This is a genomic window from Burkholderia sp. NFPP32, from assembly GCF_900119325.1.
In the GTDB taxonomy this organism is placed as follows: Bacteria; Pseudomonadota; Gammaproteobacteria; order Burkholderiales; family Burkholderiaceae; genus Burkholderia; species Burkholderia pyrrocinia_C.
Genome location: NZ_FPJP01000006.1, coordinates 127,543 through 150,730, shown reverse-complemented (window position 1 = coordinate 150,730; position 23,188 = coordinate 127,543). Strand labels below are relative to the sequence as shown.

The window sequence follows — 23,188 nt, the reverse complement described above, 5'->3', positions numbered from 1 at the left end:
GGGGAATCAGGCGGGGCTCAGCCACAGCGTCGCGAGCGGCGGCAGGCGCAGCGTCGCCGACCACGCCTCGCCGTGCGCGGGCACGGCCTCGGCCCATACGGCGCCGTCGTTGCCGGCATTGGTGCCGCCGTACGATGCGGCATCGGTGTTCATCCGTTCGCGCCATTGGCCGGGCGCCGGCAGCCCGACGCGGTAGCCGGTGCGCGGCACCGGCGTGAAGTTGCAGACCGCGACCACCAGGTGCCCCGCGTCGTCGCGGCGTACGAACGCGAACACGCTGTTGTCGCGGTCGTCGCCGATCAGCCAGGCGAAGCCGGCTGCGTAGCAGTCGAGCGCATGCAGCGCGGGTTCGGCCGCATACGCGCGGTTCAGGTCGCGCACGAGCCGCTGCACGCCGCGATGTGCGGGCGCGTCGAGCAGATCCCAGTGCGGCGTCGAGTCGTGCGCGAATTCGGCCCATTGCGCGAACTCGCTGCCCATGAACAGCAGCTTCTTGCCGGGATGCGCCCACATGAAGCCGAAGTACGCGCGCAGCGTCGCGAGCCGCTGCCACGCGTCGCCGGGCATCTTCGCGACGAGCGAGCCCTTGCCGTGCACGACCTCGTCGTGCGACAGCGGCAGCACGAAGCGCTCGGAGAACGCGTAGATGAGCCCGAACGTCATCCGGTCGTGGTGATAGCGGCGGTGGATCGGGTCCTCGCGCAGATACGCGAGCGTGTCGTGCATCCATCCCATGTTCCACTTGAAGTCGAAGCCGAGGCCGCCATTGACGGTCGGCGCCGTGACGCCGGGCCACGCGGTCGATTCCTCCGCGACGGTGACGACGCCGGGCGGCGCGGCCGCACCGTGCAGCGTGTCGTTCAGCATGCGCAGGAACGCGACCGATTCGAGGTTCTCGCGCCCGCCGTACATGTTCGGCACCCATTCGCCTTCGTTGCGTGAATAGTCGCGGTACAGCATCGACGCGACCGCGTCGACGCGGATGCCGTCGACGTGATAGCGGCGCGCCCACGCGAGCGCCGACGCGACGAGGAACGCGCCGACCTCGGTGCGCCCGACGTTGAACACGCACGTGTGCCAGTCGGGATGCAGCCCTTCGCGCGGGTCGGCATGCTCGTACAACGCGGTGCCGTCGAACTGCGCGAGGCCGTGCGGATCGTCGGGGAAATGCGCGGGCACCCAGTCGACGATCACGCCGATGCCGGCCGCGTGCGCGCGGTCGACGAACCGCGCGAAGCCGTCGACCGGCCCGAAGCGCGCGGACGGCGCGAACTGCGCGAGCGGCTGATAGCCCCACGAGCCGCCGAACGGGTATTCGGCGATCGGCATGAACTCGACGTGCGTGAAGCCCATCCCGTGCACGTACGGAATCAGCCGCTCGGCAAGCTCGTCCCACGTCGCGCTGCGGTCCATCTCCTCGGGCACGCGCTGCCACGATTCCGGATGCACCTCGTAGATCGACCACGGCGCGCGGTAGCGGTCGGCGCGCGGCCGCGCGTGCATCCAGCCGTCGTCGTGCCACGCGAACGCGTCGAGCGCCGCGACATCGGCGACGACGGACGCCGTGCGCGGCGGCGCTTCCGTCGCGCGGGCGCACGGATCGGCCTTGTGCGGCAGCACGCGGCCGTCGGCCGCGCGCAGCTCGTACTTGTAGCGCTCGCCCGCGCCGATGCCCGGCACGAACAGCTCCCATACGCCCGACGGCCGCCGCAGCCGCATCGGATGGCGGCGGCCGTCCCATCCGTTGAAATCGCCGACCACCGACACGCGCTGCGCGTTCGGCGCCCATACCGCGAAGCGCACGCCATCGGTGTCTTCGATGCGCACGGGCGTCGCGCCCAGGCAGTCGAGCACGGCGGCCGGATCGCCGGCCGCGAAGCGCGCGAGCGCGGCGTCGTCGAGCAGCGTGCCGAACGCATACGCGTCGTCGGTCACCTGCCGCGCGTTCGGCCAGTCGATCGCGAGCAGGTAATGGGGAACCCCGCCGTCGTGCGCGATCGTGCCGGCGAAGCAGCCGGCGCGGTCGACGCACGCGAGCGCGCCGAGTTCGTCGCCGTCCGGCGACAGCGCGCGCACACGCTCGGCGCCGGGCAGCAGCGCGCGCACGACGATCCGGTCGGCCTGCCCGTGCGGGCCGAGACACGCGAACGGATCGGGATGGCGGCCGGCGAGCAGCGCGTCGATGTCGGCCTGTTCGAACAGCGTGTCGGTCATCGCGTTCCTCCGGGTTCGGGCGCGCTGCCGTCGTCGAGCAGGCGCTCAACAAGCGCCGCGAGCCCGCCGACCGGCACGCTCAGCCAGTCGGGCCGGTTCGCGGCCTCGTAGCACAGCTCGTACGACGCCTTGTCGATCAGGAACAGCGCGAGCAGGCGATCGGCATAACGCGGGTCGACGAAGCGTACGGGCGCGAGCGCGGCGGCCGCGCGATAGCATTCGACGAAACGGTCGGCGGCGGCCTGCCCGAACCGATCGAACAGCGCGCGCTTGCGGCCGGCTGCCTGCGGCGGCGCTTTTTCGATCGCGAATTGAGCGGTCGCGCTCACATACGACAGCGAGCGCAGGAAGCCGGCCACGTCGCGCAGCGGATGCGATTTCGCGCGGCGCCGTTCGAGCGGGCGCGCCGGTTCGCCTTCGAAGTCGATCAGCAGCGCATCGCCCTGCACGTCGAGCACCTGGCCGAGGTGGAAATCGCCGTGAATCCGCGTGCATTGCGCGTCGAGCGTGCGCGGCACGAGTTCCCCCAGCGCGCGCACGGCGGCGTCGCGCGACGCGAGCAGCGCATCGGCCGATGCGCGCATCGCGGGATCGAGCGCATCGAGCGCATCGAGCCGCGTGCGCAGCACGTCGAGCGCGCGTTCGAACGACGCGATCGCGTCCACGCACCAGCCGTCGACGTGATCGGGTGTCGCGCGTTCCGGCGCGAACGCGGGATCGTCGGACGGCTGCGCGAGCGCGACGTGCAACTGGCCGAGCCGCGTGCCGACGATGCCCGCGAACGCCGCATAGCCGACCAGCGCCTCGGGTTCCTCGTCCTGTTCGGCCGCTTCGTCTTCGTCGGCGGCCGGCAGCGCGAGCTCGTCGACCGCGCGCCGCAGGAAGTCGAACGAACGCGTCCATGCGTCGCCCTGGTTGTCGACGTAGCGCTGCAGGATCGCGACCGTGTGCGGCGTGCCGTCCGGATCGACGTGCACGACCTCGCCCGCGAGCGTCGCGGTGTTCGCATAGCCGATGCGCGTCAGGTGCCGGCTCATTTCCGCTTCCGGATGCACGCCGTGCGCGACCTTGCGCACCAGCTTCAGCACGATCGCGTCGCCGATCACGAGCGAGCTGTTGCTTTGCTCGGCCGCGAGCCAGCGCACTTCGGCGTCGTCGCCGGGATCGAGCGCGGCGAGCGCGCTCTCCGGCAGGAACGCGAGCCGGCCGCCGTCGGAGGTCGGCACCGTCGCGCCGTCGCGCAGCTTGCGCAGCATCCCGCGCGCGAACGACGGCAGTGCGAACGCATCGGTCAGGTAGCCGACCGTATGGCCGCGCCGCACGCGCGCGAGCGCGAGCTGCGCGAACAGCGGCTGGGACGTCTCGCCGCCCCAGGCCGTCGCGAGCGGCACGATATAGCGCTCGACGCCGCCGTCGCTGGCGCTGACCCACGCCTCCGCATACTGGAACGCTTCGCCCGGCACCGGCGTGACGACGTTCAGCCATGCATCGCCGATCGCGCGATCCTTCGACGCGAACCAGCGCCGCCGCGCGAGCCACGACGCGAGCGCATCGTGCGCGAGCGCGTGCAGCTGCCCGACGTCCGGCCGCGCGTCGCCGCGCCGCATCACGAGCGTCACGTATTCGGGCAGCGGCTCCGCATGCGGCTGCCGCCACGACGGCTCGCGGCCGTGCCCGGACAGCTCGAACCACAGGAACCCGTACGGCGGAAAGGTGAGGAGATACGGGAGCTGGCCGATCGGCGGAAACGGCGAATCCGACGTCATCTCGATCGGCACGCGGCCCGCGAATTCCGACAGGTCGAGCTCGACCGCCTGCGACGCGCGCGACAGGTTCGCGACGCACAGCACCGGATCGCTGCCGTCCAGCTCGCGCAGGTACGCGAGCACCTTGCGGTTCTCAGGGCGCAGAAAACGGATCGTGCCGCGCCCGAACGCCTGCGTCGCACGGCGCGTCGACAGGATGCGGCGGGTCCAGTTCAGCAGCGAATGCGGGTCGCGCGTCTGCGCCTCGACGTTGATCGCGTCATAGCCGTACAGCGAGCCCATCACCGGCGGCAGCACGAGCAGTTCGGGGTCGGCGCGCGAGAAGCCGCCGTTGCGGTCCGACGACCACTGCATCGGCGTGCGCACGCCGTCGCGGTCGCCGAGGTGGATGTTGTCGCCCATGCCGAGCTCGTCGCCGTAATAGATCACGGGCGTGCCGGGCATCGACAGCAGCAGCGAGTTGATCAGCTCGATGCGGCGCCGGTCGCGCTCCATCAGCGGCGCGAGCCGGCGCCGGATGCCGAGGTTCAGCCGCGCGCGCCGGTCGCTCGCATAGGTCTGCCACAGCAGGTCGCGCTCCGAATCGGTCACCATCTCGAGCGTCAGCTCGTCGTGGTTGCGCAGGAACACGGCCCACTGGTTGCTCGGCGCGAGCGCCGGCGTCTGCCGCATGATGTCGACGATCGGGAAGCGATCCTCGCTCGCGATCGACATGTAGATGCGCGGCATCAGCGGGAAGTGGAACGCCATGTGGCATTCGTTCTCGTCGCCGAAGTATTCCTGCACGTCTTCCGGCCACTGATTCGCTTCCGCGAGCAGCATCCGGTTCGGGTACTCGGCGTCGATCGTCGCGCGGATCCGTTTCAGGATCGCGTGCGTCTCCGGCAGGTTCTCGTTGTTCGTGCCTTCGCGCTCGACGAGATAGGGTACCGCGTCGAGCCGCAGCCCGTCGATGCCGAGATCGAGCCAGAAGCGCATCACCTGGATCACCTCGCGCACCACGGCCGGGTTGTCGAAGTTCAGGTCCGGCTGGTGCGAATAGAAGCGGTGCCAGTAGTACTGGCCGGCGATCGGGTCGTGCGTCCAGTTCGATGTTTCGGTATCGAGGAAGATGATCCGGGTACCCGCGTATTTCGTGTCGGTGTCGGACCACACGTAGTAGTCGCGATGCATCGAGCCCGGCTTCGCGCGCCGCGCGCGCTGGAACCACGGATGCTGGTCCGACGTGTGGTTGATCACCAGCTCGGTGATCACGCGGATGCCGCGCGCATGCGCTTCGCGGATGAAGCGCCGCACGTCGGCGAGCGTGCCGTAGTCGGGATGCACGTCGCGGTAGTCGGCGATGTCGTAGCCGTCGTCGCGGCGCGGCGACGGGTAGAACGGCAGCAGCCAGATCGTGTCGACGCCGAGTTCGGCGATGTAGTCGAGCTTCGCGATCAGGCCGGGGAAATCGCCGATGCCGTCGTTGTTCGAGTCGTAGAACGACTTCACGTGCACCTGGTAGATGATCGCGTCCTTGTACCACAGCGGATCGTCCGCACAGAGCGCGGGCGCGCGGCGGCGCGCGCGGCGCCGGCGCGGCGTGCCGGCCGGCGCGAGCGACGGGAACTGCGCGCGGCGCACGTCGTCGAGGGAATCTTCGCGTTTCATCATCCGTGGGCTCCCGAAGGTCGTCGGGCGTCGTCCGGTCCGGGCGCGGCCGCCCGCGCGGCGCCCGGAGACGGCGCGAGCCGCCAGATCGCATACGGCCGTACGTGCGGATCGAGCGACACGTACTGGCGATGGCCGCGCCAAGTCTGCGCGTGCGCGGCATCCAGTTCGAGCGCGTCGAGCGGTTCGCCGTCGGCGAGCCCGAAGCCGCGCCACAGCGCCGCGTCGAGCGTGAAGTTCGCGGCCTGCGGATGCCACGGGTCGAGGCTGATCGCGACGACGACGACGCTGTCGAACGCCGGCGTCGCCTTGACGAACACGAGCACGGCGTCGTTGTCCGCGTCGGCGAACGTCAGGCCGAGATGCGTCTGCAGCGCCGGGTGATCGCGCCGTGCGCGGTTCAGCCGCGCGACTTCGGCGCCGATGTGCGCGGCGCGGCTCCAGTCGCGCGCGCGCAGCTCGTACTTCTCCGCGTTCGCGTATTCCTCGCTGTCCGGCAGCGGCGCCGATTCGCCGAGCTCGAAACCCGAGTACATGCCCCATGAACCGGCCAGCGTCGCCGCGAGCGCCGCGCGGATCACGAACTGCGTGCGCGGCGCGTTCTGCAGGTGGCGCGGGTTGATGTCGGGCGTGTTGACGAAGAAATTCGGCCGGAAGAACTCGCGTGCGGGCCCGGCCGTCAGCTCGGTCAGGTAGTCGATGAACTCGCGCTTCGTCTCGCGCCAGGTGAAGTACGTGTACGACTGCGAGAAGCCGACCTTCGCGAGCCGATACATCATCGCCGGCCGCGTGAACGCTTCGGACAGGAACACGACGTCCGGATGCCGGCCGCGCACGTCGGCGATCATCCACGCCCAGAACGGCAGCGGCTTGGTGTGCGGGTTGTCGACGCGGAAGATCCGCACGCCCGCGTCGACCCAGAACTGCACCGCGTCGCGCAGCGCGAGCCACAGGCCGGGCAGTGCATCCGGCGCGTAGAAATCGGGGTTCACGATGTCCTGGTAGCGCTTCGGCGGGTTTTCCGCATAGCGCAGCGAGCCGTCCGGGCGCCACGCGAACCAGCCCGGATGCGCGGCCAGCCACGGGTGGTCGGGCGAGCACTGGATCGCGAAATCCAGCGCGATCTCGAGCCCGTGAACGCGCGCGGCCTCGACCAGCGCGCGGAACGATTCGAGCGTGCCGAGCTGCGGGTGCACGGCCGTGTGGCCGCCGTCGGGCGAGCCGATCGCGTACGGGCTGCCGACATCGTCGGGGCCGGCTTTCAGGCTGTTGTTGCGGCCCTTGCGCGCGGTGGTGCCGATCGGGTGGATCGGCGGGAAATACAGCACGTCGAAACCCAGGTCGCGAATGCGCGGCAATTGCGCGATCACGTCGTCGAACGTGCCGTGCCGATGCGGATCGTCGCTCGCCGAGCGCGGGAACATCTCGTACCAGCTCGAGAAGCGCGCCGCGCGGCGCTCGACGTCGACCGGATACACGGTCTCGTCGTGCGTGACGAACGGGCGGTAGCGCAGTGCGGCGAACGCGTCGGCCAGCGACGGCGCGCCGAGCAGCGCGAGCCGTTCGGCGGGCGGAGCGTCCCTGAACTCGGCGACGAGGCGTTCCATGTGCGGGGCCGCGCGCGGATCGGCCGGATCGGCGAGCTTGAGCGCGGTCGCGAGCAGCAGCTGGGCTTCGCGCAGTTCGAGCGTCACGTCCTGGCCGGCCGCGTGTTTCTTCGCGACGTCGTCGGCGAGCGACGCCCAGTCGTCGCGCCACGCGATCACGCGAAATGCGTGGCGGCCGACCCGGTCGAGCATGATGCGCGCGTGCCAGCGGTCGTTCGGCTCGGCTTCGAACGGCACTTCGCGCCAGTCGTCGTCGCCTTCCGCGCGCCACTGGAGCGCGGCCGCGAGATGCGCGTGCCCGTCGGAGAAGATCGATGCATGCACGACGAGCGGTTCGCCGATCACGCGCTTGACCGCGAAGCGGCCGCCGTCGACCGACGGCTCGACGCGCTCGATCGCGATCCGGTCGGCCGCGAGCGCGGCCGACAGCACCGTGCGTTCGCGCGCGGCGTCGGCGCGCGTCGTGACGGGCGGGGCGCGCCGGGCATCCAGCAGCGCGTGCGCGCCGGGCCCGAGCATGAAGGCTTCGAGCGCGGCAGGCGGGTGGGTTGGCGCGCCGTCCCGCGTCACGACGCGCGTGAAGCTGCCCGGCACGCCGGGCAGGATCGCGGCGGGATCGACGGTTGTCGCCGTGTCGAGATCGGGATTCAATGCGATCAGCAGTGCCGCTTCGTCGTGTTCGAGCGACGGCCCCGTGCCGCGCAGCAGCACCGTCGCGGTGGCGCCGGGCGCGCTCAGCTGCGCGATCTCGCCGCGCGCGGCCGCCACGGGCGTCGCGCGACGCCACGCGTTCGCATCGGCGATCGCACCCGACAGGTCGAAGCGCGCGCGCTCGAACGCGGTGCGGTAGCGATCGGCATCCGCGTCGCGCGACATCAGCGGCAGCGTGACGCCGCGCTCGAAGCCCATCGGCACGAGCCAGCCGGTGCCGACGGCCGCGGCCGTCCACAGTGCGCGGCGATACGCGCGTGCGACGGTGTCGTCCGGTGCGTCGGGCCAGTCGTCGGCGAGGCGCGGGCCGTCGAACGCATCGGGAAACGCAATCGGCGAGCCGATGCGCCGCAGCAGCCGGTGTTCGTCGGCGAACCACGGTGCGTGGAGATCCCACCAGCGCACCGACGAGAACACCGCATCGAACCCGGCCGCTTCGAGCTGCGCGAGCGCGTCGCGTGCATGGCCGGGCACGCCGGCGAGCACCGCGGCGTCCGGGCGCGCGCGGCGCAGCGCCGCGCGCCAGCCGGGCCACCAGTCCGCCGGCAGATGATGCGGCGCGTCGACCAGGAAGCCGGCCGCGCCCGCGTCCGCAAAGGCGGCGAGGTGCGCGCACCACCACGCCGACAGCGCGTCGCGCGCCGCATCGTCGCCGAGGTTGGCGTGCACGACATCCAGCGCGTGCGCGGTGCCGCGCGGGTCGATCAGCGCATCGTCGTGCGTGCGCTCGACGTACCAGTCCGGATGCGCGGCGCGCAGCGGGTTCTCGCGCGCGATGCGGTCCGGCACGACTTCGAGCAGCATGCGCAGCCCGTGGCCGTGCGCGAGCTGCGCGAGCCGCGAGAACGTTTCGAGCGCGCTCGCGCGCGTCGCGAACGTGTGGGCCGGGCGATGGAAATCGGCCACGTGGCGCGGGAAGCCGGCCACGCTCGCGGCCCAGAACGACCCGACCAGCACGTGATCGAAGCCCATTGCCGCGATATGCGCGCAGGTCTGCCCCCACGCGTCGAGCGGCCCGACGAGGCGGGCGTCGCAGAAATAGATATGCGGAGCGAAGGTCGGCGTGGAGTCCATGGCGCGGAGCGTGCGGGCGGCGGCGGTCGATAACGCCGGGTTGCCGCAACGCGTGTGCCTGCCGCGCGGAGTCCGGCGCGGCAATGGTCAGGCGGGATGCCGGCGCCGGCGGGCTGTCGTTTTTACATGACCGCTGTACTGCCGCTTGCACTTACATGCGCGGGATGGAGCGGATATCCGTGCTGTCGCCTGCGGCGCGATCGTCGTCCGTTTCGGGAAGCGGCATGCCGGGGTCGTAGCGCGCCATGGCGCCGTGTTCGATCCGGTGCGCGAACGGCGGCGGTGCGTCGACCTCGTCGCCGAAGCGCGCGCGCACGAATGCGCGCAGCAGCGCCACGCGTGCGTTGGCGGCACGCGCGCCGCAGGCGGACGGCCCGTCGATGAAGGTCGCGTCGCATTCGACGCTGTCGCCGTGGTGTGCGATCCGCAGGTCGTCGACGCGATCGAGCACGGCGCCCGCGTCGGCCCACGACGCCGACGGCGCGAACGGCGCGTCGAGGCGCCTCAATGCGTCGCAGGCGGCCGTCACGACGACCGCCGGCGCGACGGACGTGAAACGCAGCGTGTCTTCGTCATCCGCGCACAACGCGCGTGCGCACCAGTAGTCGAGATCCTTTCCGCCGAGTGCGTCGGTTCGCATGGGCAAGCTCCGCTGGACCGGAAAGGTTTTCAACGCGCAATCGACGTTCCCGTCGCGCGCATCCGCGCGACGAGCGGGTAGTGGTCGGATGCGTGCCGCGCGCGCATGCTGCGATGCACGATCACGTCGATCAGCAGTTCGCCCGGGTGGATCCAGATCCGGTCCAGCGAGAACACCGGATACAGCGTCGGGAACGTGCGCGGTGCGGGCGCGCGCCGGAACCGCGTGACGAGCGCCTGCAGCGCGCGGCCGCGCACGAACCATTCGTTGATGTCGCCGAGCAGGATCACCGGCATCGCGCCGGTGTCGAATGCGGCGAGCAGCCGTTGCACCTGCGCGCTGCGTTCGCTTGCCGACAGGCCGAGATGGGTCGCGACCACGCGGATCGTGCCCGCGCCGCAGTCGATGTCGGCATCCAGCGCGCCGCGCGGCTCGCGCTGATGGAACGACAGGTCGAGCGTGCGCGCCGCGCGGATCGGGCAGCGCGACAGCACCGCATTGCCGTAGCGGCGCTCCGGCGTGTCGATCGTCGGGCCGGCTACCGCGTGCATGCCGGTCGCGTCGCGCAGGTGCGCGAGCACGTCGGGCGCGCGCGTGCCGCCGAGCGGCACTTCCTGCAGCGCGATCACGTCCGCGTCGAGTTCGTCGATCACGGCCGCGATCCGGTCGGCCGCGCGCGCCGGCCACACGCCGTAGCCGCCGCGGATGTTGTACGTCGCGATCCGCAGGTCGCGCCTGCCCGGCGCCGCGGCGGGCGGGCCGTCGGCCATGACGACTTCGGGCGGCGCCGCCGCGTGTCGGCTCAGCGCCATCGCCGCAGCACCCTGATGAGGATCGCCGATACGCCGACCAGCGCGATGCCGATCGCCGCAAGCCATGCGAACGCGCCCGGCCGCGGATGGCTGAGCGCCGCGGTCAACTGGTGCGCGAACGTAACCGTCAACACGATGCCGGGCAGCATCCCGATCGCGGTGCCGACCAGGTAGTCGCGCAGGCCGATGTGCGACGCGCCGGCGACGAGGTTCACGACGGTAAACGGCGCGATCGGCAACAGCCGCAGCACGGCCATCGCGACCACGCCGCGCCGGCCGATGCGTTCGCTCAGCCGGTTCGCACGCGCGCCGGCGAGCCGGCGCACCGCGTCGCGGCCGAGCCAGCGGCCGAGCCCGTAGGTCGCGGCGGCGGCCGCCATCGAGCCGAGGCCCGCATACGCGAAACCGGGCCACGCGCCGAACACGAGCCCGGTCGCGGCGATCAGCAGCGTGATCGGCACCGCGAACGTCGCCGCGACCACATAGCCGGCGAGCAGCAGCGCGGGCGCGGCCGGCCACTGCGCGATGCCGGCCGCCGCGTGCGACAGCGAAGCGACATTCAGCCGCGCGCCCAGCGGCGAGAAGCGCCACACGAGCGCCAACGCGGTGATGGCGAGCACGATCGCGCCGAGCACGAAGAACCGCGCGCTCAGCGAGCGATGCTGTTCGCGCGGCACGAATTCGCGGACGAATCGGTCGGGTTCGATCGGCTGCTCGGGATCGAGCCGCGTGCTGACCGGCACGAGCGCGTCGAGTTGCGGTGCGACGGCCGGATCGAGCGTGCGCAGCGTGCGGCCATGCTTCGCGCGCAGCCGGTCGAGCACGGCGTTCGGCCGGTCGGCGCAGCCGAATGCGGCGGCAACCGCGGCGGGTGTCGTGCCGAGATGCTCGGCCAGCAGCCGCTCGCGCGTGCCGGCGATCGCCGCGCGGATGCGCGCGTCGCCGGCCGCGACGAGCGCGATGCAGCATTCGGTGTCGAGCAGCATCGAGCGGTTGTTCAGGTTCGCGCTGCCGATGATCAGGCATTCGTCGTCGACGATCGCGAGTTTGCTGTGCACGTTCACGCACGCGTCGCCGAGCCCGTCGACGTGCGGATACAGCAGCCGGTAGCGGCCGAAGCGGTCGGCCGCCGCGAGCGTCGCGTGCAGCCGCGCGCGCAGCACGCCCATCGTCGCTTCCTGCAGCCAGCCGCTCTGCACGCGCGGTGCGACGACCGTCACGTCCGGCCCGTGCGCGTCGGCGAGGCGCGCGGACAGCGTTTCCCGCACGACCGCCGCGGTGAAATACTGGTTCTCGACGTACAGGTGCCGGCGCGCGGCGCGGATCGCGTCCCCGACGAGCGCGCGCACCTGCAGCACCGGCTCGCGGCCGCCGTGGCGCGGCGCCGTATACGCGATGCCGAGCCGCACGTCGCGCACGTCGACGCGCGTATCGGGCGGCCACGGATCGTCGTCCGGCCGGTCGAGATGCCGCTGCGCGCGGATCGCGATCGGTCGCCCGCACGCGTGCAGCCAGCGCGTGCGCGCCTGCTCGCCGATCGCGGCGGCCGCGTCGCCGTCGAACATCGCCTGCACGTCGTGGAACGGCGCGTACGGCATCCCGTGCTCGTCGCGGCGGCGCGGGTCGCCGGCCGCATGCGCGGGCGTGTCCCAGCGCGCGCGCGTGAGGTCGAGGCCGCCGACGAACGCGAGCCGGTCGTCGATCACGACGAGTTTCTGATGATGCGACGCGCCGCGCGGATGCGTGTCGTCGAGCCGAAAGCGGATGCCGCGATGCGCGTGCCAGCCGGCGCGATACACGGGCGGCCAGTCGCGCTCCAGCGCGTAGATCATCGCGAAGTCCCACGCGAGCACGTAGATGCGCAGGTTGTGCCGCGCGGAGGCGAGTGCGTGCAGGAACGCAGCGAGCGTGTCGGGGAAGGCGTCGCCATCGCCGGCGCCGCCCGGCGCAAGCCGCATCCGGCTGTCGACGTCCCAGCCGACGATGAATACCGTATGGCGTGCCCGCAGCAGCGCGGCGCGCAGCGTCGCGAAATACGCATCGCCGTCGACGAGCGTCGCGAAGCGGTCCGCATGGCAAATCGCGTCGCAGTTGCGGCCGCGTTCGAGCAGGCCGTGTCGCGACGCGTCGCCCGGCGGCAGCGCGGCGGCCGCTGCATCGTCCGGGCCTGCCGTTGCGATGGCAGCGAGCCGCACGCTCCTGCGGTCCGGCGCGATCATCGTGCGTCGACGTCCCGGTCGCCGTCGATGCGCTGCAGCAGCGCGCCGCAGCGGGCGCGCAGCGCCTGCAGCTCCGGCGAACGGGCGTCGAGCCGCACGCGTTCGCCGTTTTCGAGGCCGTGCTCGACCGCGATCTCGTAGATCTCCTGCGCGATCGTCGCGGCCGCGCTCGCGATCCTGACCCGGTCGAGCCAGCTGCATTCGGCGTGATGGCACGCGAGCCACGCGCGCAGCGCACCGACGCGCTGGCTGATGGTGAGCCATCCGCCGAACCGCATGCGGGCGGCCAGCTCGCTCGTCACCAGATAGGAGAGCAGGTCGGTCTGGGTCACACGAAGCTCCTTGACGAAGTGTCGGGGCGGCAGGTCCGCACGCCGGCGATGTTCAGCAGCGTCTTGCCGAGCGCCGCAAATTCCGGTCCGCTTGTGCGCGAGAACGGGGCCGGGACGTTGTCGGCGTCCGGATCGTCGTCCGACTGCTGGACGATGAACCGCTTCACGCGCACGCGTCCCGCGCCGGGTGTATCGTGCAGCGTGCCGAGCGTGAGATCGCTATGCTCGACGACGAGCGCAGCGTGCGCGGTTGACGCTGCGCGATGAGGCGGCATTCGAGCCGCGAGCATCACGAGTGCCGGGTAGCGTGGCCGGTAGCAGGCGTCCGACGCGTTCGAGGTGCCCGATCATGATGTGCATTCCTTCCGTTTCACCCAGGCGCGTACCGGTAGCGGTTCGACGCGAAATGGGGACGTAAGGGGGCGCAAGGCGCGTGCCGGCCGGGCACGCTGCGTGCGAGCAGGGCGGCCGGCGCGCGCGGCGATCGGGCGGCGCGCATTTTTTGCATCGTTATCGCAGATAAGCACAGGAGGCCATCGTGCAACATCAACAGGATGCGCAGGTTCGCGACCCGTATCGCGGTCACGAGATCCTCGTATGGGCGCGGCGCAACGATAGCGGCGCATGGCGCGACGAGGTACAGGTGTATGTCGGCGGCGAGCGCATCGAGCTGGTCGAGCCGGCTGCTGCCGGCCCCGAATGGCTGACCGAGAATGAAGCATTGCGCGCGGGCGTCGAGCGCGGCCGTTACCTGATCGACAAGCGCGTCGACGACGATTGACCGGGATGCATCGACGCGCGATCCGCGCACCCGCGCCGTCTGCCGGTACGACCCCGGCCGCGCGCGTGGCCTTGCCTGCAGCCGCTACGAAATCGACGTGAACCCGGCCGGCCGCATGCTGTTCGCCGTGCCGGCCGCGTGAAGCGCGCGGGGGCTTCGATCCGGCGAAGGCGATCCCGGCGACGCGGACGGGCTACGGCCGCGCGGCAATTTCATCCAGATGCCACAGCAGATCCGCCGGATCGTCGTACACGCGCAGCGCGCCCGCGCGTTCCAGTTCGTCGCTGCCGTAGCCGCCCGACAGCAGCCCGACGCCGAGCGCGCGGCAGCGGCTGGCGGCGAGCATGTCCCAGATGCTGTCGCCGACGACCACCGTGTGTTCGATCGGCACGTTCAGTTGCGCGGCCGCGGTCAGGAACAGGTCGGGGTCCGGTTTCGCATATTTCACCTGGTCGCGCGTGACGACGACGTTCCTTGCCGGATCGACGCCGAGCGCCTCGAGATTGATGGCGGCCGTTTCCATCCGCCCGCTGGTGGCGATCGCCCAGCGGATGCCCGCGCTCGACAGCGCGGCAAGCAGCTCGCGCGCGCCCGGCAGCGGCCGAACCTGCGCGCGCAGCCGCTGGTACGCGGCCGCATGCAGCCGGGCGAGCCGTTCGACGCGCTCGGCGTCGATGTCGCCCGCCGTCTCGCGCAGCAGCTGGTTCAGGAACAGGCCGCCGCTCATCCCGATCTTGCGGTGGATGCGCCACACCGACAGCTCGATGCCCTCGGCATCGAGCGCTTCCTTCCACGCGAGCACGTGCTGATAGACGCTGTCGACGAGCGTGCCGTCGAGATCGAACAGAAAAGACGTTTCAATGCGCATGTGAATCTCCTGGCTCGATAGGGTTCGAGCGAATCGTCGATGAAAATCCTGCCGACACATTATCGGCGCGCGGCCATGTCATGGCGATGTCCCGTGGCTCCAACGGCCGCGCCGTGCCGCGACGAGTCAGGCGGCGCTGGTACAATCGCGCGATGCGCGGGGCCGGACTTTTCCGCGCCGTACGCGCCCCCAACCCTCGTCGATTCCAGGTATGGCAACACCGGACGCCGTCAGTTCCAGTCAATCGTGGTGGGGCGTATGGGCCCTGGCACTCACCGCCTTCATCTTCAATACCACCGAGTTCGTCCCCGTCGCGCTGCTCGGCGCGATCGGCGACAGCCTGCACATGCAGCCGACCGACGTCGGCCTGATGCTGACGATCTATGCGTGGGCAGTCGCCGTCGTGTCGCTGCCGCTGACGCTGGTCACGCGCCATGTCGAGCGCCGCAGGCTGCTGGTCTGGGCGCTGGTGGCGTTCATCGTCAGCCATATCGTCACCGGTATCGCATGGAATTTCGCGGTGCTGATGGCCGGCCGGCTGGGCATCGCGTGTGCGCACGCGGTGTTCTGGTCGATTTCCGTCCCGCTCGCCGTGCGGCTCGCGCCGAGCGACCGGAAAAGCCGCGCGCTCAGCATGCTGGCGATGGGCACGTCGATCGCGATGGTGGCCGGCATTCCGCTCGGGCGCGTGATCGGCGAGGCGTTCGGCTGGCGCGTCACGTTCCTGATCATCGCGGGCGCGGCGGGCGTCGCGTTGCTGCTGCTGCGCGCGACGTTGCCGGAACTCCCGAGCCAGGGCGCCGGATCCGTCGGCAGCATCGGCGTATTTCTGCGCAAGCCGGCGCTGGTGGCGCTGTACGCGATCACCGTGCTCGTCGTGTCCGCGCATTTCACGTCGTACACGTACATCGAGCCCTTCGTCCAGAGCGTGAACCACGCGAGCAGCAGCCGGATCACATATGTGCTGATCCTGTTCGGCATCGCCGGCATGCCGGCCGCGATCTGCTTCAATCGCGTCTATCCGCACCGGCCGGACGATTTCCTGCTGGCGTCGATCGTTGCGTTGTCGGGATGCCTGCTGATCCTGTTCCCGTGTGCGCTGAACATCGTCACGCTGTCCGTGCATACGCTGGTCTGGGGCGGGGCGATCGTCTGTTTCGGCCTTGCGATGCAGGCATGGGTGCTGAAGCTGGCGCCGGAGGGGACCGACCTGGCCGTGTCGATCTTCTCGGGCCTGTACAACGTCGGCATCGGTGCCGGCGCGCTGCTCGGCAACCATATCGCGGGCGACTTCGGGCTGCCGTGGGTCGGCACCTTCGGCGGCGTGGTCGGCGCGTTCGCGGTCGGGCTCGCGTGGCTCGCGTTGCGTCTTCACGCGAAACGGGCGATGGCGGAGCCGACACCGACCGCCGGCGTGCAGTGAAGTGAAGGCGGCAGCGGCCCGATGCATTTGCTTCCCGTGCGAACCGGGATGCGCGAACCGACAGCGCGCAGTCATTTCGCGCTGTCGGTCCGGTTACGCGACGATGAGCCGCCACGGAATTCAGGTTCGCGCTTCAGGTGTCATGCAATCGAATAGCCGCCGTCGGCCACGAGCGCATGCCCCGACACATAGCTGGAATCGTCCGATGCGAGGAACGCGACGATCGTCGCCATTTCCTCGGCGGACCCCCACCGTCCTGCCGGTGTCGCTGCGGCAAAGCCCTGCCGTGCATCGTCCGACGGCCAGATGCCGCGATGATGGAACGGCGTTTCGATCAGCCCGGGGCACAGTGCGTTGACGCGGACGCCTCGCTTGAACCACTCGATCGAAGCCGTCTTCGTCATCCCGATCACCGCGTGCTTGCTCGCGATATAGACCGACGCATTCTCGAAGCCGATGAGCCCGCCCATCGACGCGTTGTTGATGATGCTGCCCGAGCCCTGACGCAGCATGATTTCGGCCGCGTACTTCATCGAATTGAACACGCCGCGCACGTTCGGTTCGAACACCATGTCGAACCGTTCGGCATCCTGCTCGAGCAGCGGCGCGAACACGCCTTCCGTGCCGGCATTGTTGAACGCGATGTCGAGGCGTCCGTAGGTCGATACCGTGAAATCGAAGAGCGTGCGGAGCGCGTCTTCATTCGCGACGTCCGCAACGAAGGCCTTCGCTTCGCCGCCGGCGGCCGTGATTTCCTCGGCCAGTCGATCCAGTTCGGTCTTGCGCCGTGCGGAAACGACGACCTTCGCGCCGCGCCGCGCGAGTTCGATCACGGATGCGCGGCCAATGCCGGAACTCGCACCCGTCACCAGTGCGATGCGGCCCTCGAATTGAGCCGGATATGTGCTTGCGTTCATGATGAGATTCCCCAGAGTGGTTGACCATTCACGTCGAAACGACGCCTGATGCTCATTGTGGTCGTTCGCCGGTCGCAAAAAAATGGAACAATGGCGCATTCAGAATTCCTGTTTCGGGAATTAAAATCGCTTCTTCGCGAGCGTCAAAAGGGTTCCTCATGCTCAACCGGCTCGACATCCTGAAGATCTTTTCCGCGGCGGCCGCGGCGCCCACGTTCCGCGAGGCGGCCGCGCGGCTCGGGGTGTCGCCGCAGGTCGTGACGCGCGCGGTGCGCGAACTGGAAGAGATGCTGGGCGAAACCCTGTTTCATCGGACGACCCGCAGTATCCGGATTACCGCCTTCGGGCAGTCGTTTGCGCTTGAAGCGCAGGCGGCGCTTTCTGCCGTCGACGGGCTGTTCGGGCCCGCGAGCGCTCAGGTCGACGAGCCGGTCGGCGTCGTCAGGATCACGGCCCCGTCAGGCATGGGGCGCCATTATGTCCAGCCGATCCTGACCGATCTCACGCAGCGGTATCCGGGTCTCGTGCCCGACCTGAGGCTGTCGGATGTGCCTTCGCCGGTGGTCGACGAACAGATCGACATCGGCGTGCGGGTCGGGGCGATCGGAGATAACCGCTTTGTCGCGCGAATGGTCGGGCCGTTGCCGATGTGGGTCGTTGGCGCACCGTCGCTGATCAAACGGCTGGGCGAGCCGAAAAACCTCAAGGCACTCGAATCGATGCCGGTGACGTGCCTGATCGACCGCGCGAGCGGTCGGGCGTGGCCGTGGATTTTTCGCGGGGAGCAGCAATTCAAGCCCGCGTCGCCGGCCTATCTGACCGACGACGCCGAGGCTGAGATCGAGGCCGTGTGCGCAGGGCTGGGATTCGGCCAGTGCTCGGAATATCTCGTCCGGCCGACCATCAAGAAGGGGCGCCTGGTGCGGTTGCTGTCGAGCCTCGAACCCGAGCCGTGGAAGTTGCACGTCTATCGGCCGCGGCGTGGCCCGATGCCCCGTCGTATCCGGGTGGTGTACGACGAACTGGTGGCGAAGCTGGCGCAGGCAACGTGGCGAGGATAGGCGGCACCGCCGGGTCGAGTCGGCGTACCGACCGGGTAGTAAAGGCGGTCGCGTCATGCTCCGGGTGCGGACCTGACGACGTCCGTCTCCACGCGCCGGAAGGCATGTGGAAAGCCGACATATTGCGGCATCGCCATGGGGCAGACGCACCCGCGTCGGTGCCCGATGATCGACTGGAGACCCTGCATGCCGATACCCCGGATTGAAACGCGCGACGCCATGGGCGATCCCGATGTCGTTTATGTGAACCCGGATCATGTGCTCTGGATGTCGCTGCCGAGCGCCGCGCAGCGGCGGCCGGACAGCATGGCCATCCGCGTGGACGACCGCGTCAAGGGCGGCACGCTGCTGATGGCCGATCATCCGCCGGCTACCCAGCTCCTGCATGACCTCGGCCCGTTCGTGACGGTGACGCTGGCGAACCCGTCGTCCGACTATCCGAACGGTCTCGCGCATATTTGTGCGCCTGCGATCGTCAAGATCGCGACGGACGAGCACGACAAGCCGCTGGCCGTTCGGACGCTTGGCCGGGTCCATGTCCAGGACGGCTCGGCTTTCAAGGTCAAGGATTACGCCGGCGTGGCCGCGCAATGGCAGGCGTCGGTCGCGGCGGCTGGCCGCTGACCGGATATTCACCGCTTGCGGGACGACGCAGCGGCCTGTCATGCCGCTGCCGCCCGGCCGGCTTTTCCCTCAGGAAAACCCTTGCTTCCCCGCGACGACCGCTGATTTCCGCGGTCGCTACTCGCCTGCAAGCGGCCACGGCGCAACGCTCGACCGTCCGCCTCCCGCATCCGTTCTCATCCCGCTCCAGCAAGGCTCTGCGCATCAATAACTAGCCAAAACAGGTATGGTGCATCGCACTAAAACGCGAATATTCCCGTATTTCAATACCTGTCAGGTATTGAAATACGCGACTAAAAGTATTGGACGGTGAATTTGCCCGGCGCGTATAAATCCGTCCCATGAACTCCCCACAAGCAGCGCGCCCCATGTCCACCGTCACCATCGAACGCATCGAAACCCGTCTCGTCGACCTGCCGACGATCCGCCCGCACAAGCTGTCGGTCGCGACGATGCACGGCCAGACGCTGATGCTCGTGAAGGTGTTCTGCAGCGACGGCGTGACGGGCATCGGCGAAGGCACCACGATCTCCGGCATGGCGTACGGCCCGGAAAGCCCCGAGGCGATGAAGCTCGCGATCGACACGTACCTTGCACCGGCGATCGTCGGCAAGGACGCGACGCGCATCCAGACGCTGATGGCGTTCGTCGGCAAGCTCGCGAAGGTCAACCACTTCGCGAAGAGCGCGCTCGAAACCGCGCTGCTCGACGCGCACGGCAAGCGGCTCGGCGTGTCGGTCGGCGAACTGCTCGGCGGGCGCCGGCGCGACCGCCTGCCGGTTGCATGGACGCTCGCTTCGGGCGAAACGGCCACCGACATCGCCGAAGCCGAACGGATGCTCGACCTGCGCCGCCACAACGTGTTCAAGCTGAAGATCGGCGCGAAGTTGCCGGACGCGGATATCCGGCACGTGGCCGAGATCAAGCGGGCCGTCGGCGATCGCGCGTCGGTGCGCGTCGACGTGAACATGGCGTGGAGCGAAACGCAGGCCGCGCGCGCGATTCCGGCGCTGGCCGATGCCGGCTGCGAGCTGGTCGAGCAGCCGGTCGCGTCGGCCGCGGCGCTCGCGCGCCTGATGCGCCGCTTCCCGGTCGCGCTGATGGCCGATGAAATCCTGCAGGGCCCCGACAGCGCATTCGACATCGCGAAGCATCACGGCGCGGACGTATTCGCGATCAAGATCGAACAGAGCGGCGGGCTGTTCGCGGCACAACGCGTGGCCGCGATCGCGGACGCGGCCGGCATCGAGCTGTACGGCGGCACGATGCTGGAAGGCGCGTTCGGCACGGTCGCTTCCGCGCACCTGTTCGCGAGTTTCGCGAACCTGCAGTGGGGCACCGAACTGTTCGGGCCGCTGCTGATCACCGAAGAGATCCTGACGCAGCCGCTGGATTACAGCGATTTCGAACTGACCGTGCCGGACGGCCCCGGTCTCGGCATCGAACTCGACGAGGACAAGGTCAGGCGTTTCACCCGCGACGGGCTGACGAAAGTCGCGCGGTAGCCCGAGTCACGCAAAGCCGTCATTCCCCCAAATACACGTGGAGACACCATCATGAGCGTCAAAGTTTTCGATACCCGGGAAGTGCAGGATCTGCTGAAGGCCGCATCGAACGCCGGCGGCAACGGCGGCAGCGTGCGCACGCAGCAGATCGTGCTGCGCCTGCTCGGCGACCTGTTCAAGGCGGTCGACGATCTCGACATCACACCCGACGAAGTGTGGGCCGGCGTCAACTACCTGAACAAGCTTGGTCAGGATGGCGAAGCAGCGCTGCTCGCGGCCGGCCTCGGCCTCGAGAAGTATCTCGACATCCGGATGGATGCCGAGGACAAGGCGGCCGGCCTCGACGGCGGCACGCCGCGCACGATCGAAGGTCCGCTGTATGTGGCGGGCGCGCCGGTGCGCGACGGCGTATCGAAGATCGACCTCGACGCGGACGAAGGCGCGGGCCCGCTCGTGATCCACGGCACGGTGACCGGCCTCGACGGCAAGCCGGTAGCGGGCGCGGTGGTCGAATGCTGGCACGCGAACTCGAAGGGCTTCTACTCGCACTTCGACCCGACCGGCGCGCAGACCGAATTCAACCTGCGCGGCGCGGTGAGGACGGGCGCCGACGGCAAGTACGAATTCCGCACGCTGATGCCGGTCGGCTACGGCTGCCCGCCGCAGGGCGCGACCCAGCAGTTGCTGAACGGCCTCGGCCGCCACGGCAACCGCCCGGCGCACGTGCACTTCTTCGTCGACAGCCACGACCACCGCAAGCTGACGACGCAGTTCAACATCGCCGGCGATCCGCTGATCTGGGACGACTTCGCGTATGCGACGCGCGAGGAACTGATCCCGCCGGTGGTCGACAAGACCGGCGGCGCGGCACTTGGCATGAAGGCCGATGCGTACCAGGACATCGAGTTCAACTTCGTGCTGACGCCGCTGGTACAGGGCAAGGACAACCAGATCGTCCACCGCCTGCGCGCAGCCGCGACGGCCTGACCGCCCGCCGGCGCGGCGCGCATGCGCCGCCGCCGGCCGGGTCCCCCAGAGATTCAACCGATACCGATGCGAGCGTGCGTTGCAGGACGCGGCACGCGCATGGGAGGAGCCAACATGTCCGCCACCCTCGACCAAGCCAACGAACTGGATCACCTGCTTGCCACCGCCGTGCAGGATGACAAGGAGGCCGGCGTATTCCGCTGCCGCCGCGACATCTTCACCAATGCCGAGCTGTACGAGCTCGAGATGAAGCACATCTTCGAGAGCAACTGGGTGTATCTGGCGCACGAAAGCCAGATCCCGCACAACAACGACTACTACACGACGTGGATCGGCCGTCAGCCGGTGGTCGTCACGCGCGACAAGGCCGGCGAGCTGCACGCGGTGATCAATGCGTGCGCACACAAGGGTGCGATGCTGTGCCGCCGCAAGCACGGCAACAAGGGCAGCTTCACCTGCCCGTTCCACGGCTGGACGTTCTCGAACACCGGCAAGCTGCTGAAGGTGAAGGACGAGAAGACGACCGAGTATCCGGTGCAGTTCAACACGAACGGGTCGCACGACCTGAAGAAGGTCGCGCGCTTCGCGAACTATCGCGGCTTCCTGTTCGGCAGCCTCGGCGCCGACGTGCTGCCGCTCGAGGACTATCTCGGCGGAACGCGCGTGATCATCGACCAGATCGTCGACCAGGCGCCGAACGGGCTCGAAGTGCTGCGCGGCAACTCTTCCTACATCTACGAAGGCAACTGGAAGATGCAGATGGAGAACGGTTGCGACGGCTACCACGTCAGTACCGTGCACTGGAACTACGCGGCGACCATGGGCCGCCGCAAGGAAGACGGCACCAAGGCCGTCGACGCGAACAGCTGGAGCAAGTCGATCGCGGGCGTGTACGGCTTCGACAACGGCCACATCCTGCTGTGGACGAAAACGATGAACCCGGAAGTGCGGCCCGTGTACCAGCACCGTGAAGAGATCAAGGCGCGCGTCGGCGACGTGCAGGCCGATTTCATCGTCAACCAGACGCGCAACCTGTGCGTGTATCCGAACGTGTTCCTGATGGACCAGTTCAGCACGCAGATCCGCGTCGTGCGGCCGCTCGGCGTCGACAAGACCGAAGTCACGATCTTCTGTTTCGCGCCGAAGGGCGAGAGCGAAGCCGACCGTACGCTCCGCATTCGTCAGTACGAGGATTTCTTCAATGTGACGGGCATGGGTACCGCCGACGATCTCGAGGAGTTTCGCGCATGCCAGGCAGGTTACGCGGGCATCACGGCGATGTGGAACGACCTGTCGCGCGGCGCGCCGCTGTGGGTCGACGGCCCGGACGAGAACGCGAGGAAGATGGGGCTGAACCCGCGCATTTCGGGCGAGCGCAGCGAGGACGAAGGGCTGTTCGTGTGCCAGCACGAACACTGGGTGCAGGTGATGCGCGATGCGCTGAAGAAGGAACGCGGGGAGGTGGCGGCATGAACTTCGATTACCGGACTATCTGCGCCGCGTTGTATCGCGAAGCGCGCCTGCTCGACGATCGCCAGTGGGACGAGTGGCTGACCTGTTACGCGGAAGACGTCACGTACTGGATGCCCGCATGGGACGACGACGATCGGCCGACCGACGACCACCAGAGCCAGATCTCGCTGATGTACTACCCGGATCGCGGCGGCCTCGAGGATCGCGTGTTCCGGATCAAGACCGAGCGCAGCGGCGCGTCGACGCCCGAGCCGCGTACCAGCCACAACGTGACGAACGTCGAGGTGCTGGCCGAGCGCGACGACGAGGTCGACGTGCGCTACAACTTTCATACGCTGAACCATCGTTACCGCGTGACCGATCACTTCTTCGGCACGATGTTCGTCACGTTGCGCAAGGCGGGCGACGCGTGGCTGATCTCGTACAAGAAGATCGTGCTGAAGAACGACTACATCCGGCAGGTGCTCGACGTCTATCACGTCTGACGCCGCTGTTTTGTCATGAAGGGAAGTGGAGGTGATGCC

Annotated in this window: 17 protein-coding genes and 1 pseudogene; 8 read left to right on the top strand and 10 right to left on the bottom strand. The window is 69.1% G+C overall.

Going from position 1 to position 23,188, the window contains the following annotated elements; translation table 11 throughout:
• Positions 1–6: 6 nt before the first annotated feature.
• The 8 genes and pseudogenes from glgB to BT264_RS14510 all read right to left on the bottom strand — a co-directional run.
• A complete protein-coding gene (glgB, locus tag BT264_RS14545) occupies positions 7–2,214 on the bottom strand; it encodes a 1,4-alpha-glucan branching protein GlgB (RefSeq protein ID WP_072437866.1) in 2,208 nt (735 codons plus the stop codon).
• The gene (gene treS / locus BT264_RS14540) at positions 2,211–5,630 is read right to left on the bottom strand and encodes a maltose alpha-D-glucosyltransferase (RefSeq protein WP_072437992.1); all 3,420 of its coding nucleotides are present in this window, start codon (positions 5,628–5,630) and stop codon (positions 2,211–2,213) included. The genes glgB and treS overlap by 4 nt, the downstream gene beginning before the upstream one ends.
• Entirely contained in the window at positions 5,630–9,022 is a 3,393-nt protein-coding gene (locus BT264_RS14535) for a maltotransferase domain-containing protein (RefSeq protein ID WP_072437867.1), read from the bottom strand. The genes treS and BT264_RS14535 overlap by 1 nt, the downstream gene beginning before the upstream one ends.
• Positions 9,023–9,173: 151 nt before the next feature.
• Positions 9,174–9,662, bottom strand: a complete 489-nt coding sequence (locus BT264_RS14530; protein WP_072437868.1) for a phage protein NinX family protein — start codon at positions 9,660–9,662, stop codon at positions 9,174–9,176.
• 29 nt (positions 9,663–9,691) lie between these two features.
• Positions 9,692–10,474 carry an endonuclease/exonuclease/phosphatase family protein gene (locus BT264_RS14525; protein ID WP_072437869.1) on the bottom strand — a complete coding sequence of 261 codons (783 nt, stop codon included), beginning with the start codon at positions 10,472–10,474 and terminating at the stop codon, positions 9,692–9,694.
• Positions 10,465–12,693 carry a VTT domain-containing protein gene (locus tag BT264_RS14520; RefSeq protein ID WP_072437870.1) on the bottom strand — a complete coding sequence of 743 codons (2,229 nt, stop codon included), beginning with the start codon at positions 12,691–12,693 and terminating at the stop codon, positions 10,465–10,467. Before BT264_RS14520 ends, BT264_RS14525 begins: the two co-directional genes overlap by 10 nt.
• Positions 12,690–13,025, bottom strand: coding sequence for a hypothetical protein (locus BT264_RS14515; RefSeq protein ID WP_072437871.1), 336 nt, complete (start codon positions 13,023–13,025; stop codon positions 12,690–12,692). The genes BT264_RS14520 and BT264_RS14515 overlap by 4 nt, the downstream gene beginning before the upstream one ends.
• Positions 13,022–13,305 (bottom strand): annotated as a pseudogene (locus BT264_RS14510) (MgtC/SapB family protein); the annotation flags it as partial. The pseudogene BT264_RS14510 and the gene BT264_RS14515, both read right to left, overlap by 4 nt.
• Positions 13,306–13,563: 258 nt before the next feature.
• Here BT264_RS14510 and BT264_RS14505 point away from each other — a divergent pair.
• Positions 13,564–13,806 (top strand): DUF6566 family protein, encoded by a 243-nt coding sequence (locus tag BT264_RS14505; protein WP_034184441.1) that lies wholly within the window; start codon positions 13,564–13,566, stop codon positions 13,804–13,806.
• A gap of 193 nt (positions 13,807–13,999) precedes the next feature.
• Here the strand turns inward: BT264_RS14505 and BT264_RS14500 are convergent, their stop codons facing one another.
• Positions 14,000–14,674, bottom strand: coding sequence for an HAD family hydrolase (locus BT264_RS14500; RefSeq protein WP_072437872.1), 675 nt, complete (start codon positions 14,672–14,674; stop codon positions 14,000–14,002).
• Positions 14,675–14,885: 211 nt separating this feature from the next.
• On the opposite strand from BT264_RS14500, the gene BT264_RS14495 reads away from it, so the two are divergent.
• Positions 14,886–16,097 (top strand): sugar transporter, encoded by a 1,212-nt coding sequence (locus tag BT264_RS14495; RefSeq protein ID WP_072437873.1) that lies wholly within the window; start codon positions 14,886–14,888, stop codon positions 16,095–16,097.
• A gap of 140 nt (positions 16,098–16,237) precedes the next feature.
• On the opposite strand, the gene BT264_RS14490 is transcribed toward BT264_RS14495, so the two are convergent.
• The gene (locus BT264_RS14490; RefSeq protein ID WP_072437874.1) at positions 16,238–17,014 is read right to left on the bottom strand and encodes an SDR family NAD(P)-dependent oxidoreductase; all 777 of its coding nucleotides are present in this window, start codon (positions 17,012–17,014) and stop codon (positions 16,238–16,240) included.
• A 158-nt stretch (positions 17,015–17,172) separates the two neighbouring features.
• On the opposite strand from BT264_RS14490, the gene BT264_RS14485 reads away from it, so the two are divergent.
• From BT264_RS14485 to benB, 6 genes are all read left to right on the top strand, one after another.
• Positions 17,173–18,075: a LysR family transcriptional regulator gene (locus BT264_RS14485; protein WP_072437875.1), complete on the top strand. Its 903-nt coding sequence runs from the start codon at positions 17,173–17,175 to the stop codon at positions 18,073–18,075.
• Between the two features lie 219 nt (positions 18,076–18,294).
• On the top strand, positions 18,295–18,699 hold the full coding sequence (locus BT264_RS14480; RefSeq protein WP_072437876.1) for a hypothetical protein: 405 nt from the start codon (positions 18,295–18,297) through the stop codon (positions 18,697–18,699).
• A gap of 368 nt (positions 18,700–19,067) precedes the next feature.
• Positions 19,068–20,204, top strand: a complete 1,137-nt coding sequence (locus BT264_RS14475; protein ID WP_072437877.1) for a muconate/chloromuconate family cycloisomerase — start codon at positions 19,068–19,070, stop codon at positions 20,202–20,204.
• A gap of 51 nt (positions 20,205–20,255) precedes the next feature.
• Positions 20,256–21,191, top strand: coding sequence for a catechol 1,2-dioxygenase (catA, locus tag BT264_RS14470; RefSeq protein WP_072437878.1), 936 nt, complete (start codon positions 20,256–20,258; stop codon positions 21,189–21,191).
• 114 nt (positions 21,192–21,305) lie between these two features.
• Entirely contained in the window at positions 21,306–22,664 is a 1,359-nt protein-coding gene (locus tag BT264_RS14465; protein WP_072437879.1) for a Rieske 2Fe-2S domain-containing protein, read from the top strand.
• Positions 22,661–23,149: a benzoate 1,2-dioxygenase small subunit gene (gene benB / locus BT264_RS14460; RefSeq protein WP_072437880.1), complete on the top strand. Its 489-nt coding sequence runs from the start codon at positions 22,661–22,663 to the stop codon at positions 23,147–23,149. Before BT264_RS14465 ends, benB begins: the two co-directional genes overlap by 4 nt.
• Positions 23,150–23,188: the final 39 nt, after the last annotated feature.

What these genes read in the sequence shown, in the direction of transcription:
- catA (WP_072437878.1), top strand. Translation starts at nt 20,256, where the DNA reads ATGAGCGTCAAAGTTTTCGATACCCGGGAAGTGCAGGATCTGCTGAAG.
- BT264_RS14485 (WP_072437875.1), top strand. Translation starts at nt 17,173, where the DNA reads ATGCTCAACCGGCTCGACATCCTGAAGATCTTTTCCGCGGCGGCCGCG.
- BT264_RS14500 (WP_072437872.1), bottom strand. Translation starts at nt 14,674, where the DNA reads ATGCGCATTGAAACGTCTTTTCTGTTCGATCTCGACGGCACGCTCGTC.
- BT264_RS14495 (WP_072437873.1), top strand. Translation starts at nt 14,886, where the DNA reads ATGGCAACACCGGACGCCGTCAGTTCCAGTCAATCGTGGTGGGGCGTA.
- BT264_RS14480 (WP_072437876.1), top strand. Translation starts at nt 18,295, where the DNA reads ATGGGCGATCCCGATGTCGTTTATGTGAACCCGGATCATGTGCTCTGG.
- BT264_RS14520 (WP_072437870.1), bottom strand. Translation starts at nt 12,693, where the DNA reads ATGATCGCGCCGGACCGCAGGAGCGTGCGGCTCGCTGCCATCGCAACG.
- BT264_RS14465 (WP_072437879.1), top strand. Translation starts at nt 21,306, where the DNA reads ATGTCCGCCACCCTCGACCAAGCCAACGAACTGGATCACCTGCTTGCC.
- BT264_RS14530 (WP_072437868.1), bottom strand. Translation starts at nt 9,662, where the DNA reads ATGCGAACCGACGCACTCGGCGGAAAGGATCTCGACTACTGGTGCGCA.
- BT264_RS14535 (WP_072437867.1), bottom strand. Translation starts at nt 9,022, where the DNA reads ATGGACTCCACGCCGACCTTCGCTCCGCATATCTATTTCTGCGACGCC.
- benB (WP_072437880.1), top strand. Translation starts at nt 22,661, where the DNA reads ATGAACTTCGATTACCGGACTATCTGCGCCGCGTTGTATCGCGAAGCG.
- BT264_RS14490 (WP_072437874.1), bottom strand. Translation starts at nt 17,014, where the DNA reads ATGAACGCAAGCACATATCCGGCTCAATTCGAGGGCCGCATCGCACTG.
- treS (WP_072437992.1), bottom strand. Translation starts at nt 5,630, where the DNA reads ATGAAACGCGAAGATTCCCTCGACGACGTGCGCCGCGCGCAGTTCCCG.
- BT264_RS14525 (WP_072437869.1), bottom strand. Translation starts at nt 10,474, where the DNA reads ATGGCGCTGAGCCGACACGCGGCGGCGCCGCCCGAAGTCGTCATGGCC.
- glgB (WP_072437866.1), bottom strand. Translation starts at nt 2,214, where the DNA reads ATGACCGACACGCTGTTCGAACAGGCCGACATCGACGCGCTGCTCGCC.
- BT264_RS14475 (WP_072437877.1), top strand. Translation starts at nt 19,068, where the DNA reads ATGTCCACCGTCACCATCGAACGCATCGAAACCCGTCTCGTCGACCTG.